The sequence below is a fragment of the Metabacillus sp. 84 genome, assembly GCF_050107715.1.
Taxonomy (GTDB): domain Bacteria; phylum Bacillota; class Bacilli; order Bacillales; family Bacillaceae; genus Metabacillus_B.
The window spans coordinates 25958-42579 of record NZ_JBNILN010000006.1; the positions used below are offsets into that span (position 1 = coordinate 25958).

Annotated in this window: 13 protein-coding genes; all 13 read left to right on the top strand. The window is 44.4% G+C overall.

Features of this window, described 5'->3' with window-relative positions; translation table 11 throughout:
• The first annotated feature begins 91 nt into the window (after positions 1-91).
• The 13 genes from ACQCV8_RS12310 (at position 92) to thiE (ending at position 16622) form a co-directional block, all read left to right on the top strand.
• Positions 92-2323, top strand: coding sequence for a helix-turn-helix domain-containing protein (locus ACQCV8_RS12310; RefSeq protein WP_426844937.1), 2232 nt, complete (start codon positions 92-94; stop codon positions 2321-2323).
• Between the two features lie 610 nt (positions 2324-2933).
• Positions 2934-3881, top strand: coding sequence for an acetylxylan esterase (locus ACQCV8_RS12315; RefSeq protein WP_426844938.1), 948 nt, complete (start codon positions 2934-2936; stop codon positions 3879-3881).
• A 41-nt stretch (positions 3882-3922) separates the two neighbouring features.
• Entirely contained in the window at positions 3923-5266 is a 1344-nt protein-coding gene (locus tag ACQCV8_RS12320; RefSeq protein ID WP_426844939.1) for an ABC transporter substrate-binding protein, read from the top strand.
• 21 nt (positions 5267-5287) lie between these two features.
• Entirely contained in the window at positions 5288-6244 is a 957-nt protein-coding gene (locus tag ACQCV8_RS12325) for a carbohydrate ABC transporter permease (protein ID WP_426844940.1), read from the top strand.
• A gap of 21 nt (positions 6245-6265) precedes the next feature.
• Positions 6266-7090: a carbohydrate ABC transporter permease gene (locus ACQCV8_RS12330; RefSeq protein WP_426844941.1), complete on the top strand. Its 825-nt coding sequence runs from the start codon at positions 6266-6268 to the stop codon at positions 7088-7090.
• Positions 7091-7097: 7 nt separating this feature from the next.
• The gene (locus ACQCV8_RS12335; RefSeq protein ID WP_426844942.1) at positions 7098-8066 is read left to right on the top strand and encodes a Gfo/Idh/MocA family protein; all 969 of its coding nucleotides are present in this window, start codon (positions 7098-7100) and stop codon (positions 8064-8066) included.
• A 63-nt stretch (positions 8067-8129) separates the two neighbouring features.
• The gene (locus tag ACQCV8_RS12340; protein WP_426844943.1) at positions 8130-9704 is read left to right on the top strand and encodes an extracellular solute-binding protein; all 1575 of its coding nucleotides are present in this window, start codon (positions 8130-8132) and stop codon (positions 9702-9704) included.
• A 252-nt stretch (positions 9705-9956) separates the two neighbouring features.
• Positions 9957-11588 carry a M14 family metallopeptidase gene (locus ACQCV8_RS12345; RefSeq protein WP_426844944.1) on the top strand — a complete coding sequence of 544 codons (1632 nt, stop codon included), beginning with the start codon at positions 9957-9959 and terminating at the stop codon, positions 11586-11588.
• A gap of 103 nt (positions 11589-11691) precedes the next feature.
• Positions 11692-12660 carry a S8 family peptidase gene (locus ACQCV8_RS12350; RefSeq protein ID WP_426844945.1) on the top strand — a complete coding sequence of 323 codons (969 nt, stop codon included), beginning with the start codon at positions 11692-11694 and terminating at the stop codon, positions 12658-12660.
• Between the two features lie 1039 nt (positions 12661-13699).
• Positions 13700-13984: a DUF4282 domain-containing protein gene (locus ACQCV8_RS12355; protein WP_426844946.1), complete on the top strand. Its 285-nt coding sequence runs from the start codon at positions 13700-13702 to the stop codon at positions 13982-13984.
• Positions 13985-14370: 386 nt separating this feature from the next.
• The gene (gene thiM, locus ACQCV8_RS12360; RefSeq protein ID WP_426844947.1) at positions 14371-15183 is read left to right on the top strand and encodes a hydroxyethylthiazole kinase; all 813 of its coding nucleotides are present in this window, start codon (positions 14371-14373) and stop codon (positions 15181-15183) included.
• A 1-nt stretch (position 15184) separates the two neighbouring features.
• Positions 15185-15994, top strand: coding sequence for a bifunctional hydroxymethylpyrimidine kinase/phosphomethylpyrimidine kinase (gene thiD / locus ACQCV8_RS12365; protein WP_426844948.1), 810 nt, complete (start codon positions 15185-15187; stop codon positions 15992-15994).
• On the top strand, positions 15987-16622 hold the full coding sequence (thiE, locus tag ACQCV8_RS12370) for a thiamine phosphate synthase (RefSeq protein ID WP_426844949.1): 636 nt from the start codon (positions 15987-15989) through the stop codon (positions 16620-16622). The genes thiD and thiE overlap by 8 nt, the downstream gene beginning before the upstream one ends.

Consider the following 16622-nt stretch of genomic DNA (forward strand, 5'->3'; position numbering starts at 1 on the left):
GAGCCGAAGCTGCTTCGTAAGAATAGAAGGAATTGGAAGAGGGGGACTCGAACATATAGAACAAAGGTCTGATGCAGAGGGGGCATCTACAATGTGGAAAAATAAATTTTACCGGACTCTTTTCTATTCTTTTTGTTTCATTATCATTCTTTACTCAGTTGGGGTCTTTGCAGTTTATTACATGAAAAATATGGAAATAAGCCGTGTTGAGAGAAACAGCAGTCAAAAGCTTCTGCTGCAGCAGGTGCAGGAAATGATGGATCAGCGTATTCAAGTAGCCCTGAATGGGATGATTCAGCTGGAAACAAGTGAAGCCTTCAAGGATTTTACGCGTTTTTCCCATACAGAATTAAAGTATTACCATATGGGCAGGGTACTTCAGGAGCTTCAGCGCAACAAAACAGCATTCTCCAACTATGATTATGATATCTCCTTGATGCTCCAAAATGATGACACGGTCATCACCTCAAAACACACCATGCCAGCCGACCGGTTTTTTAATGAGCTTCACGTGACAAAGGAAGCGAGGAGGAATTTCCAGAATTTTGCGGAGGACACAAGCTGGTCCAGCTATTTTGAAACAGTCTTCCTCTCATTTAATGAGGACAGCGATACTTTTTCTTTTGTGAAAAAATATCGCATCAGCTATGAAAAAACGGCTCTGTTTTTCCTCTCGTTCAATAAAATTAACCTGCTGCCTGAGACAGAAAAAACGAAGAATACCGACCTGATGATTATCTCCGGAAAGGAGATTCTTCCGCTTGATTCAGGAGAAAAGAAAAACAGCGTTTTAAACAGGGAGCTTTTAACTGTGATATCTGAGAAAAACGAACAAGTTCCTTCATACTGGAAAATAGAAAAGGATAACCGAATCATTCATACGATCGGCTCTAAAAGCCTGAAGGATGTGCAATTTGTATACGCGGCCCCTTTAAATGCTGAACAATCCGGTCAAAACAGCCAATGGCTTGCGGCGGCCCTTATTCCTGCTGCCCTTTTGCTTGCCGGATTCGGCATTGCGTATCCGCTTATCCGTCATACGTACCGTCCTGTACAGGAAATGGTCGCTGCAATTAAAGAAGAGGACGATCCAATGGCGGCTGGTGAGGATGAATTTGTTCTTTTTCAGGAAACAGCAAAGCGGATGAGAGAAGCGAACCGGGAACTGTCAAAAGTTCTTAAGGACAACCAGGTCCCTCTTAAAATGAAATTTTTATGGGATGCCGTACATGGTCTTCTGCCTAAACATCAAATTCTTCGCGGCATGGAACAGTTTCAGCTTGAGTGCTACAAAGGAAAAACCACTGTATCAATTATTGAATTCGATTACAGCCGTATGCCGCTTCTTCAGGAGGGAAGATCAAAGCTTAATGCTCAGGCTGTACAGCTTCTGAGGGAAGTTCTTGGTGAAGACGTGCCATTTGAGCTTGCAGAGCTTTCTCCTGGAAGATCCGCTTTAATCACAGCCGGAATTTCATCTGGAGAGTTAAAAAAGAAACTGACGGCAGCCATAAATTTTCTGGATTCTTCGATAAGCCGGCACATTACGGCTGCAATCGGTCAGGAGGCGGATGATTTAGCAAGCTCGGACCAGTCATTCCAGCAGGCTAGCGAACTGCTTGAAAACCGGCTTTCAGTGGAAAAAAAGCAAATATTATGCTGGGACGACCTCTCCGTAAAGTTAATGCAGACTTTTTATTATCCGCTTGAAGTAGAAAAAGAACTGATTCATTATTTTATTCAGGGAAAAAAAGAGGAGGCCTTTCAAATATTAAACCGGATACTGGAAGAAAACCTCGATGAAAAGAACTTGAATAAAACCGCTTTATCCCAATTCGTATTTGCAATGGCTGGGACGGTAAACCGGATTATTCAAACTTCTTCAAGAATTCCTGATGAAATGCTTCACCTTGAGCTTAGTGCCATTCGGGACCGTGAGACCCTGAAAGCAGAAATTGTCAGGACGTTCTCAAAGGCATCCGCTGAAATTACTTCTGTAAGAGAAAGTTCATCTGCTGCATCACGGATTGTCGCTTATATCCATCAGCATTATAATGAAGACCTTTCACTGCAGGACCTTTCCGATTATTTTCAGCTGACGCCAAGTTACATCAGCACCATCTTCAAGGAGTATTCAGGTGAGAATTATAAGGAGTACCTTAATCGATTCCGAATTCAAAAGGCAAAGGAACTCCTCACTGACAGAAACATTAAAGTCAGTGAGGCGGCTAGTCTTGTCGGCTATAATAACGTAAATACTTTTATTCGTCTTTTCAAAAGATACGTAGGATTATCACCCGGGCAATATGTGAAAATGGATTGAAAATTAATTCGAATCAGCAGGGATTGTCCAGTAAGCTTTCTCCCTTCTGCGATTGGTATGTTCTGGCTGATTACCGCTTCAGGCTGCACCCTTTTAACGGGCTCTTGTCTTCGCTTCTCAGCAGCGGGCTTTCTCACCCACCCCCGCTGCTTTTACATGCAGTCTAACCACTTCTTTGGATCGAGCGATTTTTTTTGAATAAATACCCCGGTATGCGGGGGATTTTTTATTACCTATTTTCCTTCTTCAGGGCTTTTAGGCAGGCCCTGATTTAATTTGCTTTAAGGGTGTCAAGTGCAAGCAACAGGCTGATTTCAGACTGCTCGGTTAAATAAAAACGCCCGCATTTTCTCCCCTGCAAGTCGAGTGAACGCCCCATTTTATATTCATTTCTTTTGATAAACCTCTATTTCTTACTAATTTCGTAAAAAATGTGTAAAGGTACAGAAAATTGAGATAGTTATATCCTGCTTCTTTCCTATAAGATGACAACAGGAACTAGAAAGCGCTTACAAGGAGGATGATTCAATAACTCAATGTGCTGCTTGGATCCTCAGCCAGCAAAAAGGTATCTGTTCTGAAAGTCTTGTCAAGGGGGGATGGTTCAGTTTTGGAGCTTTATAAACAAAAATTGAATGAATGGAACACCTACTTCCCGCCACTTACTAAGCAAGATGATTTTGAATTTTTTTGGCAGGAAGCATTGGAAGAGAGCAAAAAGATCCCATTAATGGCAGAAGATGGAAAAATAAACTATCCAATTCGCCAGGCAAATGTTTACAAAGTAATTTATAGAGGGATGGATGGAACACCCATCCACTCGTATTTGCTTCTTCCGGATACACCCAAGCCTCACCCGTGTATTATCCGATTCCACGGATATGGGGGATCTAAGGGGTCTCCGGCTCAATACATGCATTGGCTTATTCAGGGCTATGCGGTTCTGGCAGTTGACTGCAGAGGACATGGAGAGACGGGTGATTCAGCCTCATATTCTAGAGGCCATGACGGTTCCTGGGCAACGATGGGTTTGGGAAACAAAAGGGAGTATTATTACTTCCGGGTTTACACGGATGCTATCCGTGCAGTTGATTTTATCATGAATCATCCGGCGATTGACCCTAATCGCGTAGCTGTTATGGGAGCAAGCTTTGGGGGCGGGATCAGCCTCGCTATCGCAGCCCTTGACGAGAGGCCATGTTTATTCATCGCTGATGTTCCGAATATGTGCCACATTGAGCTCGCGCTCGAACAAAAGCTTGAAGGCTCATTAACCTACATTGAATCCTACTTAAACAAATACCCGGATCGAACGGATAAGGTGTTAACAGCTCTCTCCTACTTTGACCATTTGAACTTTGCAGACCGGATTAAGAGGCATATCCGCATTTCGGTCTCATTAAAGGATGTCATTTGTCCTCCCCTTTCGGTCATGGCTGTTTACAATCGAATCCAATCACAAAAGTCACTGCTCGTTTATCCGTATTCAGGACATGATATTGCAGCTCATCCTCAGCACGTTGACTCTACAATCGAATGGATTGCCAAGCATTTATAAACCATTATTAACTCAAAAAGGCTATAGGGGGAAAACAGGATATGAAAAGAAAATGGACGAATGGATTTCTTATCGCGGTCCTCATCATAACGGCTTTGATGGGAGGATGCAGCAGCACAGCAAGTAATGGGAGCGGTGAAGGTAAAAAAGATACTGAAAAAATGACCTTAACCCTTGGGTACTACTCTTCCGGGACAACGGATAAAAGCATGAGTGAAGTCATTAAAAACTTTCAAAAGGAAAACCCAAACATCGAAATTAAAACACAGACAGCTCCATACGGACAGTTCTTTCAAAAGCTTGATACGCAGATAGCAGCAGGAAGCCAGCCTGATATTTGGCTTTCGGATGGGGTTTTTGTACAGAAATTCGCAGAACGTGATGCGATTCGCGATTTAACACCTTGGATTGAAAAAAATCTAAATACGGATGATTACTACGGTTTTGATTTTAACAAAGATCCGGAAGGAAAGTACTGGGCCGTTCCGGAAGGCGTGCAAATTGCTTCTCTTTTTTATAACAAAGATATGTTTGATAAAGCTGGGGTCGATTATCCGACAGAAGAATGGACATGGGATGATCTTAAGGAAGCTGCTGCGAAGCTGACGCTGGATGGAAATGGTAAAAACGCGACTCAGTCAGGTTTTAATCCGGATTCCGTTTCACAGTATGGCTATTCTTTCTTTAACATTACGGAGGGCTGGTTCCCGATCTTGAAATCATTTGGAGGAGATGTCCTGGATGAATCCCTTCAAAAATCTGTAGTGAATTCTCCGGAAAATAAAAAAGCGCTTGATTGGATCATTGACGGGATGAACAAGGGCGTCATTATTGATCCGGTTGATCTTGAAAGCTTCCAAAGTCCATTTTCTCCTTTTCCAAGCGGAGGAGCTGCGATGGTGACTGGAATTTATGCACGGACGATGGCAGCAAATGAAGCCGGTCTTAATTACGATGTAACGTTGATGCCAAAAGGACCCGATGGGAAAAGAGCGACTTCCGTTATTGCAAACTCATGGGTAATCAGTTCGAAAACAGATGACAAGAAGGCTGAGGCTGCGTGGAAGTTTATTCAAAACTGGGTTACAAACGATGACGTCCAGGAAGAATGGGCAAGGCTTGGTGCAGCAGTTCCTGTAAAAAAATCGGTCGTGGATTCCGATGTGTTCCTAAAATCCAGTGAGACTCCGGCAAACAAACAAGCGTTTGTCGACAGCTTTGAGTTTGCAGAAACCCTTTATACAAACGCTGTGTGGAATGAATGGAATCAAAAGTTTACAGACACGATTTATCCGGCTTTCAGAGGGGAGACGACTTCAGACCAGGCATTGAAAAATGCAGATCAGGAAATCCAGAAGGTGCTGGATCAATTTTATAAGAAGTAATGGAAGGGTGCAGACAACCTTATGAAGGAGATAAAGATAAGCAGTCAGGAGACCATCGTTTCTGTACCGGAGCCTAAAAGAAGCTGGTGGAATGAAGGGAGGAAGTGGGGACTGATCATGGTCCTCCCTTACCTTATTCATTTTGTGTTTATTGGGATTACATTTGCAGCATCCCTTTATTTCAGCTTTACGAACTATGATCTCCTCACTCCCCCTGAGTGGGCGGGTTTGGACAATTATTCTAAGCTGGCTGAGGAGCCTTTGTTTTGGAAGTCATTCGGAAATACTTTGTATTTTACTGTTTTATTTGTCCCTTTGCAGACAATTCTCGCATTAATTTTAGCGGTTGCCCTCAACCAAAAATTAAAAGGAATGAAGCTTTTCAGGATGGCTCATTTTATACCCGTAATATCTTCCTGGGCGGTTATCAATTTCGTGGCAGATGCTATATTTAATCCCCGTTTCGGAGCGGGGAATCATATTCTGACAAGTCTGGGGCTGCCTGCTCAAAAATGGCTGAATGATGAAGCGATGGTCATTCCATTGCTGGTCGGGATTGCTGTGTGGAAAGGCGTCGGCTATATGATGATCATTTTCCTGGCGGGTCTGCAGAATATACCCGGAGAGCTTTATGAAGCAGCTGACATTGATGGAGCAAGTTCCCTTAGGAAGTTCTTTAAAATTACAATGCCTTTAATATCAGCAACCACATTTCTCGTATTAATTCTGAGCACGATTCATACGTTTCAGGCTTTTGAACAGATTTATGTTATGACAGGGGGAATTCATGATGTGGCGCAAATGGGAGGACCGAACAACTCCAGTCTTGTGCTCATGCTTTACCTTTACCGGGAAGGCTTCTCGTTTCTTAAGATGGGCTATGCGTCTGCTATTGCGTGGGTATTGTTCGCCGTCCTCTTTATCTTTACGATGATTCAAGTCTTCGTCCAAAAGAAATGGGTGTATTACGATAAATAAAAAGAAGGGGGCTTCGGACATATGCAGCATTCCCGTCAGAGAAAATGGACAGCTTATGTGATTATTGCCATCAGTTCGCTAATCATGGTTGTCCCGTTCCTAACAGCACTTTCAAATTCTTTGAAAACCTATGCCCAATACACGAAGGTGCCTCCCGTGTGGATTCCGGATCCAGTACAATGGAGCAATTATCCTGAGGTTTTTCAGCTGTCGAACTTCGGACAATATACGCTCAACAGCGTGATCGTCTCCGTCCTGGCGATTACGGGGAGCGTTCTCTCAAGTTCCATGATCGCCTATGCATTTGCAAGGCTTGATTTTCCTCTCAAAAATACATTATTCATGCTTGTTCTCGGGACGATGATGATCCCGCCGGTTGTAACGATCATCCCGCAGTTTATTATTTTTAAGGAGCTTGGAATGCTGGACACCCTCACCCCTTTATGGATTCTGGAATGGCTCGGCCAGCCATTTGGAATTTTTCTAATGAGGCAGGCATTTATGAATATTCCGGTGGACTATGAAGAAGCCGCAAAACTCGATGGCTGCAATCCATTTCAAACGTACTGGAAGATTTTCCTGCCAATGTGCAAGCCTTATTTGGCTACTTTAGCTATTTTTACTTTCCTTTCAAAGTGGAACGAGATCCTTGCACCTGCCATCTTTATCTCAACAGAAGAAAAATACACACTTCCGCTCGGAGTTCTCGCGCTTGGAGGCCAGTTCTACGGAAACGAACAATATATGGTTGCCGCTGCGTTAATGAGTCTGCTGCCGATATTAATCGTGTTTTTATTCGCAGAAAAATACTTTGTCCACGGTGCCGGCTCATCCGGTCTGAAGTAGGAAGCGGATGCAGCATTTTCGGCTGGCCATTATTGGAGCTGGAGCCATATTCAGCAATCATAGACAGGCAGTCAGCCAGGTGCCCGGGCTTGAGTTCATTGCGGCGGCTGATCTTGATGAAGGGAAAAAAGCGCAAATCACCGGACAGGGCCTTGCTTATTATAAAGATTACAAAACTATGACACTTTTGGAGAAACCGGATGCAGTTGTGATTTCGCTTCCACATCATCTTCACAAGGAAGCAGCTATCTGGTGTGCCGGACAGAAATGTCATCTGCTAATTGAAAAACCGCTTGCAATCACTTATCAGGATTGTCTGGAAATTGAACATATTTGCGATATAATGGAAATAAAAGTAATGACTGCTCATGTTCAGCGCTATTTTCCTGAAAAACAGGCAGTGAAAAAGATCATAGTATCCCGTAGGCTGGGGAACCTCTTGGGGATCCTAGACAAAAGGCATCTGCCCTATTTTCATTCCGCCAGGCCCGGCTGGTTTTTTGAGAAAGATCAGTGCGGCGGAGGAATTTTTATGAACCTTGGAGCTCATTCTTTCGATAAGATTCTATGGCTGACAGACCAGAGGCTTGAGGCGGTCAGTTCAGATCTAAAATGGCACACCCGCTACCAGGACATAGAAAGCTCCGGTTGCGCATTCTTTAAAACGGAGAAGGGAATCCCGGTTAAAATTGAGCTTTGCGGCGAAAACGATGATTTTGTAAATCAAACCGAGCTCCAATTCACAAAAGGAAAAATTTTATTGGAAACCGGCGCTGGTGCAAGGGTTTTTTCAGATGGCAACTGGTCCGTGCTTTCCCATTCAAATGTTGATCCGTTCAATGGGCTATATGAGGAGTCTCAACGGCTGTTATCTTCAGCAGCTGAGCGGACAATGTTCATAGAGGAAGCAAAAGAAATCGTTCATCTCATTGAAACCATTTATTCACTTAATAATAATTTAGGCGGGTGTCCATAAGGGAACCCGCTATTCCTGCAAATCCGTGCTGTATGGGAGTGCTTTTGGGGAGGGGGAGAAAAAATGAGAAATAGAAATAAACTGTTGATTATGCTTGCTTCAGGTTTGCTGATGTATTCAGGATCAGCGTGCAGCCATCCAGTTGCCGCACCCAAAAAAGAAAATACGGAAAACGAAGAAGAAAAAGTGGATCATCGCTTTAGAGCAAGCAAAAAACCGTTGGAAATGACGATTCATCTTCATTATAATGACGGAACGGTTATATTTAATGATGATTGGAGCACATTCAAAAAAGCTGCGGAAGCTACAAATATAAGCCTCAAAGGTGTGGCTCCCCAAATCTCAACTAAAAGCGAAGAGGCATTCAATTTGATGATTGCTTCCGGAAAAATCCCGGATTTTGTTTTTGAGAAAAAAGAAAATCTTAATAAATATGGAAAGGAAGGAGCCTTTATCCCGCTTGAAGATTTAATTAAAGAACATGCTCCCCATATTCAAAGCTATCTCGATAGGATGCCGGAGATCATGAAGGTTTCAAAGGCTGCTGATGGCCATCTGTATTATCTGCCTTTTATTGCAGACGGAGAAGCAGCTGAAGGCTGGTTTATCCGCAAGGATTGGCTGGATAACCTTGGACTTGAGGTGCCGCAGACAGTGGAGGAGTATTACAAGGTGCTTAAGGCTTTCAAAGAGAAAGATCCGAATGGAAACGGCAAAGCAGATGAAATTCCTTTTTTTACGAGAATCAATACAAGAATCTTTGATTTGGCCACCCTCTGGGGAGGATTCGGTGATTTTTATGTCGATGATGGTAAAGTGGTTTACGGTCCGATGCAAAAAGAATTCGGAATCGCGATGCAAAACCTGGCGAAATGGTATGATGAAGGGCTAATAGATCCTGAAATTTTCACGCGGGGTGCCTTGTCGCGGGATATATTGTTCGGAGAAAACAGAGGCGGTTCAACTCATGACTGGTTCTCGAGTACCACAACGTATAATCATATTTCTAAAAAACACACGCAGGACTTCCTGCTAATCCCCATGGCTCCTCCAGAGAACTCAAACGGAACACGTATAGAACCGACCATTCGATCACCGTTTAATAATTACACAGGGATCGCAATCGGCCACTCCGTTAAGGACCCTGAAGCGGCGATAAAATATTTGGACTACTTCTTTACAGAAGAGGGGAGAAGGCTGATGAACTACGGCGTGGAAGGGGAAACGTATACGGTGGAGAATGGAAAGCCCGTATTTAAAAAGGATGTGTTAAACAGTCCGGATGTCCCGGGAGCGCTGCGCTCTATAGGTGCCCAGATCATGTTCGCTTATCATCAGGACTTTGAATATGAAAAGCAATGGATGGATCCCCTCGCCCTCGAAGGTGTAGAAGATTACGTTCAGAATGATTACTTTATTAAAGAAGTTCCGGCTCTGAATTTCACAGAAGCAGAAGAGAAAATAAAAAATGATATAGAATCGGAGATTACGGCGTACAGGGATGAAATGATCCAGAAATGGATGATGGGTGCAGAAGAAGTAGATTTTAAGAAATTCTCAATAAAGCTTCAGGATATGGGGATTGAAAAACTGATCAACGTTCATGAAGAGGCTTATAAAAGGTATTTAAGTGAATGACTGCGTATACAATCTCAAGTTAGCTGCCAATGATCTAACTCCAAATAGGTTATTGAATTGCCTCCGCACTATGTAACCAAAGCAGATAGTCCGTGCCGGTTTATAACGACTGGCACGGGCAGATGGCCCCGCATTACCCGTCAAAATCCCACCTCATGACTAAAGCCTCAACATAAAATCACATATTTCATAATATTTAGATAAATAAATGATTTCTATATACTTTACTTATACAAGGAAAGGAGTGGTGGAATGAAAAGGCATTTGATTATATGGGCTGCTTCTGCAGCGGCCGCAAGCCTCATTCTGACAGGAGGAAACCCGGAAGCTGCTTCTGCAGCAGAAACCCCATACTATGGGAAAGAGTACAGCCAGCCTCAACAAGTACTGGACTTGTATCCAGAGCTGGAACCACAGGTTATGACCCCGGCATTTTCACGAAAGGGTGAGGCATTCACATCCCAGGAGGAAATGGAAGAATATGTAGATGATCTCCAGAAGAGAACGAGCCATCTTACGGTTAAGGAAATAGGAAAGTCTGAGTCAGGCCGATCCATTCTAGGTCTGTATTTTTCTAAAGATAAAAAGATCTACCCGTCCTCTCTTTCAAGAAAGCCTACAGTATGGCTTCAGGGACAAATTCACGGGAATGAGCCTGCTGCAGGAGAAGCAGTCCTCGCTATGGCAAAAAAGCTATCCGGAAAATTCGGAAATGATGTTCTGGACCATATTAATGTCATTATCGTACCGAGAGTGAATCCCGACGGCTCTTATCTGTTCAGCCGTCAGCTTAAAAACGGGCTGGATGGAAACCGGGATCATGTGAAGCTTGAGTCAAGAGAGCTTCAGGCTATTCACAGCGAGTTTAACAAGTTCATGCCCGAGGTTGTAATTGACGCGCATGAATATGGAGCAGGCCAGGAATTCAGCAAACTGGGACTTCTAAAGTATCATGACGTCCTGCTGCTGTCAGGGAAAAATCTAAATATCCCGGAGCGGATCCGGAACATTTCAGATGAACTTTATATTGAGGACACAGAAGAGGCATTGGATCAACAAGGCTTCTCGAATGAACCCTACTATACAGCGGTTCTGAGCAGCAGCAATGAAATCGAATTGGAAGAGGGAAGTACGGAAGCGAGAATAGGGCGGAATTCTTTCGGTTTGTCACCTGCTATCTCCTTTTTAGTAGAGACCCGGGGCATTGGGATCGGAAGAGAGAATTTTACAAGAAGGGTAGCCGCTCAGATAGCCACTCATGAAAACTTGATTAAAACGACTGCTGACAATGCACGCAAAGTAAAAGTACAGGTAGCTGGAGAAAGGCTGAAGCTTGTAAAAAAAGGACTTCTCCCAAATGATCGGGACAAGATTGTCATAGACAGTGAAAACACGGCTGTTCAAGGCAAAACTCTTGAAATGATCGACATAGAAGAAGGCAGGGTAAAAGAGGTTCCTGTGAAATATAAGAGTGCTTCTGATGCGAAAGCAACACTTGTAAGAGAAAGACCGACGGCGTATATCCTGGAGCCCGGGCAGGAAGAAGCTGCAAAAAAGCTTAGAAATCAGGGATTAAAAAGCTTTACACTTAGAAAAGACAAAACTCTTCCCCTCGAAGTGTTCACCGTATCCAATAAGAAAGAAGACCGGCTTTATGAAGGAATTCAGCTTCATGAAATATCAGCTGAAATCAGCAAGCAGAAGCGAACACTTAAGAAAGGCAGTATCATCTTTTTAACGGCTCAGCCTCAGTCCAATCTGCTCTCTCTATCTCTTGAGCCCGAGTCCGTGGACAGCTATGAAAGCTTTGGATTTATTCCTTCTGAAAAGGGGAAACAGCTTCCGGTTTATCGGTATATGGAGGATCTTCGACAGCTGAAGTAAAAAATAGCTGGATTTGATTTTTTTAGTATGGTAGAATAAGAACAAACGTTCTGTTATCTGCCATGGATACTAATAGTCAGCTATTTCAAAGGAGGACGAGGGTATGAGCAGGGTTCGATTAATTCCATTTAAATTAGAGGAAGTACTTGATTCGGCTACGGAAGAAACCCCTTATGGAATTCAGATGATTAATGCACCGGAGCTGTGGGAACAGGGAGTAAAGGGAAAGGCCGCTGTCATCGCAATCCTTGACACAGGCTGTGATTCAAGCCACCCGGATTTGAAAGACCGCATTATCGGCGGCAAAAGCTTTGTTGAAGGCGATGAGGGGGATTACAGTGACTCCCATTTCCATGGGACACATGTTGCAGGCACCGTGGCAGCAAGTCTGAACGGGCAGGGAGTAACAGGAGCAGCCCCTGAGGCACAGCTGTTGATATTGAAGGTTCTTGGAGACGATGGGAGCGGTTCTTACGAAGGAATCACCGATGCCATTCGCTATGCAGCCGAATGGAAGGGGGAGAACGGGGAAACAGTACGCGTAATCTCCATGTCACTTGGTGGTCCTGAGGATGTTCCTGAACTTCATGAGGCAATCCGCGACGCTGTTGCTAAGCAAATTCTTGTCGTCTGTGCTGCAGGCAATGAGGGCGACGGAAGGGAAGAAACATCTGAGCAGGCTTATCCAGGGTTTTATAAGGAAGTAGTTCAGGTAGGGGCTATAAACGAAAAAAAGGAACTGGCAGACTTTTCGAATACGAACGATGAAATTGATCTCGTTGCACCCGGAGTGAATATTTTATCCACCTACCCCGGCGGCAAATATGCAAAGCTATCCGGGACTTCTATGTCTACCCCTCATGCATCTGCAGCAGCAGCTCTTCTTATTCAAAAAGAAGAAAAAGAATTTGGAAGAGCACTGACAGAACCTGAGGTCTATGCCCAGCTTTGCAAAAATACAGTCTCGATCGGTCTTTCCAAAAAAGCGGAAGGCAACGGGCTCGTATTTCTTAGGGCAAGTGAACAAGAGAGAGCAGATACGAAAAAGCCGTCTGCCGAAGCTTCTAAATAATCGATCAAGCTTTGTCTGATGTGGAAACTTTTGAGAGCCGCTGCGGGTATGGGCGGTTCTTTTGTTTTGGCTATGTTAAAGCGTGGTTTTTTAAAGCGAATGCCTGGAGCAAAAGTCAACAGCGCTTTATTGATTCAGCATTGCAACTTGTTAAGAAAATTGCCGTATAATTATTGCCGGCAGAGTAACCAGCAGATGTTTTTTGATTAAGCCCTGCGGCTTATCCGAGACCTTGCCTGCATGGCGGGTAAAGAGGATTAAAAGGCTCAGGCAGATGAAAAAGCAAGGTGGAAGCAACTAACAAAAAATATGAGAACGCACTATAAAAAGTAAAAAAGCAACGGCTCCCCGGCCGCTGCTTTTTCCATTTAGAAGTGTTCGATAGAATGCACCAGATTAGAAGGTTTAGCTTCTGGAGAGGGTGAAGGATGTTGTGCACTCGCATTGGAGTTCCGAACCAGCAGTCACCTGGCAGTCCTAAGATTCTAATACCCTATATGATCATCAAAAAAGAAAGCAACGATGATAACGAAAACTAGAAGAATGGATGATAGATTCATAAAATGGGCATACTTTGTAAAATAAAGAATTTTCGCCAGGAAATACAATAGTACGGATAATACTGAGCACGCCATACAAATCTTAGAGGTCAGCCTCATAATGAATGATCTCCTTTATCTTTTTCCAGTGCTCCCCTTAAATAAAACGTATTCTTTATTTATATTCTATACCCATAATCTATTCGAAAGTAATGACGCTTTTATGTACCAATTACAAAAGAGGATAATGGATGTGTTTCCCATTCATTATTGGCAGGAAAGGGTTCCTAATGAATCATCAGCATATAAAATAAAGGGATTATTGTAAGATGAATGTCTTGGGCAGATGTACTTCCGATACGTGAGGCTGTCCCTGAGTATAAGCATCCGTACCTGCACACCGGTCCCCGTAAAGCTTATTTCCTATTATCGGGAATGTCTAAGCTTCAGCATGCATACCTTTTGTTTGAAGGTACAATCAATCGGGAGGATGAGTGCAGTTGAAGGAATTTTTCCAATTTAATAAGATGATTACACCGGCTATTATAACGATTATTTTTTATATCGGAAGCGGGATCAGTGTCCTTACAGGATTCATCATGATGGTTAATTCTTCAGATTCAATGACGCCAGGTCTTCAAGTATTGATGGGACTTTTTACAATGCTGCTCGGTCCGTTTGCGATTCGGATTTATTGTGAACTCCTTATTGTGATGTTCAAGATGAATGAGTCTCTTGGAAAAATTGCTTCTGACCGGAATGAGGATGAAGAGAAGCTTGTTTAAAGCTTGCTTAATCGCTCATGGAAGGATACACTACTAGTAAATATAAGGGAACGGGAGCTTGCAGAAGCAGGCTGAGAGTGGGGCTAATCTGCCGCAGACCGGAGGAACCTGTTGGATAATGCCAGCGCAGGGAGAATGTACAGCTTTATCATGTTCTGATGATAAAAGGCATTTTGCTCCTATGCGAAATGCCTTTTTTGCTGTTTATCAGGTGGAGGATCCTTCGGCAGGCGCCCTCCCTTTCCGGAAGCAGGGGAATGGCAGAGGAGGGGCAGTTCAGGGCTGCGGCAGAACAATGCGCACCCTGCAGTAGGTTATTTTCCACATACCTGCGCTTTCGGCCGTGCTTGCGGGATGCAGCTCTTATCCGGAGAGGATGAATAAAAATGAATGGAAATGATGCTGGGATTTTACTGACCAAAGTGAGAAAGACCAATCCGCTTATACATAATATCACGAATATTGTCGTAGCTAATTTTACAGCCAATGGGCTTCTTGCCCTGGGCGCATCCCCGGTTATGGCGGATGCAATCGAAGAGGTGGAGGAAATGGCTGCAATGGCGGGGGCCCTGGTATTGAATATCGGCACCCTGAATAGCCGGACAGTGGAGTCTATGCTTCTTGCGGGAAAAGCGGCAAATAACCATGGCGTGCCGGTTGTATTGGACCCAGTAGCAGCAGGAGCAACAGAACTGAGGACTAAATCAGCCCAAAGAATTTTAGAAGAGGTAGAAATAGCGGTCATTAGGGGAAATGCAGCTGAAATTGCCAATGTGGCTGGTGAGAAATGGACGATTAAAGGCGTGGATTCAGGAAAGGCAGAGGGGGACATCAAGGAGCTTGCCATTTCGGCAGCATCTACGCTTCAAACAGTTGTTGCCGTTACCGGTCCTGTTGATTATATTTCAGACGGAGCCCAGGTTATTTCCGTTTCAAACGGTCACCCAATCTTGACGAAAGTGACGGGCACCGGCTGTCTCTTAAGCTCAACTGTAGGAGCTTTTTTGGCGGTCGAAGAGAATCATCTTTCCGCCGCATCGGCTGCGCTTGCTTTCTATGGTACGGCTGCTGAAGCAGCCGTAAGGAATGTGAAGGACCTGGGACCGGGAAGCTTCCAGATGGAGTTTATTAATCAGCTCTCATTAATCAGTGAAAAAGATGTGTCAGAACGGTCAGCTATTGAAGCGGGAGGGGTGTAGTATGACGAAAAAAGCATTAACGATAGCCGGATCCGATAGTGGAGGCGGTGCCGGGATTCAGGCTGATCTTAAAACATTTCAAGAGCTTGGTGTTTATGGAATGAGCGCGTTAACAGCAGTAACAGCTCAAAATACGCTCGGTGTGCATGGAGTTTATCCATTATCGGCCGAGGCTGTAACCTCGCAGCTGGAGGCTGTAGGGGAGGATCTTTCTCCTGATGCTGTCAAAACAGGGATGCTTTTCAGCGCAGACATCATAAAAAATACTGCAGAATCAATCAGGAAATTCGGATGGACAAACGTGGTAATTGATCCAGTTATGATTGCAAAGGGCGGCAGCACTCTCCTGCAGAAGGAGGCAATAAAGGCCATGGTTAAAGACTTGCTTCCGCTTGCTTCAATTGTCACCCCGAACCTTCCGGAAGCAGAGGCGCTAACAGGAAAGGAAATTCGCTCTGAAGCGGATAAAAAAGAGGCCTGCTTCGCCGTAGTCGGAATGGGGGCTGCTTCCTGCCTCATTAAAGGCGGCCATGATGGCGACGAAGAGCAGTCCTCTGATCTGTTTTATGATGGAGAGAGCTTCACCAGGCTGACAGGGAAGCGGATTAATACAAAACACACTCACGGGACAGGCTGCACATTTTCAGCTGCTCTTGCAGCGGAACTGGCTAAAGGGGTTTCCCTGCAGGAGGCCGCTGATACAGCAAAACAATTTATCCAGGCCGCTATTGAAGAAACGCTGGAAATAGGAGCAGGTCATGGGCCGACGAATCATTGGGCATACCAGCAAAGGAACAGAGCCAATGATTAAAAACGCGCTGTCTCTCTATTTCATCGCAGGAACTCAGGACTGTCCTAAAGGGATAGAAGAAACCCTTAAGGAAGCAATAGAAGGCGGAGTGACCATCTTTCAATTCAGGGAAAAGGGGAAAGGATCGCTTCAATCCGCCGAAGCGCGTGAAAAGCTGGCAGTTCGGCTTCAAAGCATTTGCAGAACCGCAGGAATTCCCTTTATTGTCAACGATGATGTGGAGCTCGCTCTCACAATCGGAGCAGACGGAGTGCATGTCGGACAAAATGATGCAAAGGCAAGTGAGCTCACCACCCTTTTAAAAGGGAAAATTTTAGGTGTTTCCGTTCACAGTGCAGAGGAAGCAGAGCGGGCGCTTGCAGATGGAGCGGATTATGTGGGAGTAGGTCCCGTTTATCCCACCTCATCAAAAGAAGATGCAAAAGAAGCAAAAGGAACAGCTATAGTGGAAGAAATCCGGAATGCCGGAATAGATGTGCCGATGGTCGGCATAGGCGGAATAACAGCTGAAAACGCAAGGGCTGTCAGAAGAGCTGGTGCTGACGGGGTATCTGTCATATCAAGTATCAGCAAGGCTGAAAGTCCCTTGCTGGCTGCAAGAGAATTAAAGCGGGCTGTCCTGCTGTAA

Bases quoted from the DNA above. Each gene is read 5' to 3' on its own strand.
- ACQCV8_RS12345 (WP_426844944.1), top strand. From the start codon at position 9,957: ATGAAAAGGCATTTGATTATATGGGCTGCTTCTGCAGCGGCCGCAAGC.
- thiM (WP_426844947.1), top strand. From the start codon at position 14,371: ATGAATGGAAATGATGCTGGGATTTTACTGACCAAAGTGAGAAAGACC.
- ACQCV8_RS12310 (WP_426844937.1), top strand. From the start codon at position 92: ATGTGGAAAAATAAATTTTACCGGACTCTTTTCTATTCTTTTTGTTTC.
- ACQCV8_RS12350 (WP_426844945.1), top strand. From the start codon at position 11,692: ATGAGCAGGGTTCGATTAATTCCATTTAAATTAGAGGAAGTACTTGAT.
- thiD (WP_426844948.1), top strand. From the start codon at position 15,185: ATGACGAAAAAAGCATTAACGATAGCCGGATCCGATAGTGGAGGCGGT.
- ACQCV8_RS12340 (WP_426844943.1), top strand. From the start codon at position 8,130: ATGAGAAATAGAAATAAACTGTTGATTATGCTTGCTTCAGGTTTGCTG.
- ACQCV8_RS12325 (WP_426844940.1), top strand. From the start codon at position 5,288: ATGAAGGAGATAAAGATAAGCAGTCAGGAGACCATCGTTTCTGTACCG.
- thiE (WP_426844949.1), top strand. From the start codon at position 15,987: ATGATTAAAAACGCGCTGTCTCTCTATTTCATCGCAGGAACTCAGGAC.
- ACQCV8_RS12330 (WP_426844941.1), top strand. From the start codon at position 6,266: ATGCAGCATTCCCGTCAGAGAAAATGGACAGCTTATGTGATTATTGCC.
- ACQCV8_RS12335 (WP_426844942.1), top strand. From the start codon at position 7,098: ATGCAGCATTTTCGGCTGGCCATTATTGGAGCTGGAGCCATATTCAGC.
- ACQCV8_RS12320 (WP_426844939.1), top strand. From the start codon at position 3,923: ATGAAAAGAAAATGGACGAATGGATTTCTTATCGCGGTCCTCATCATA.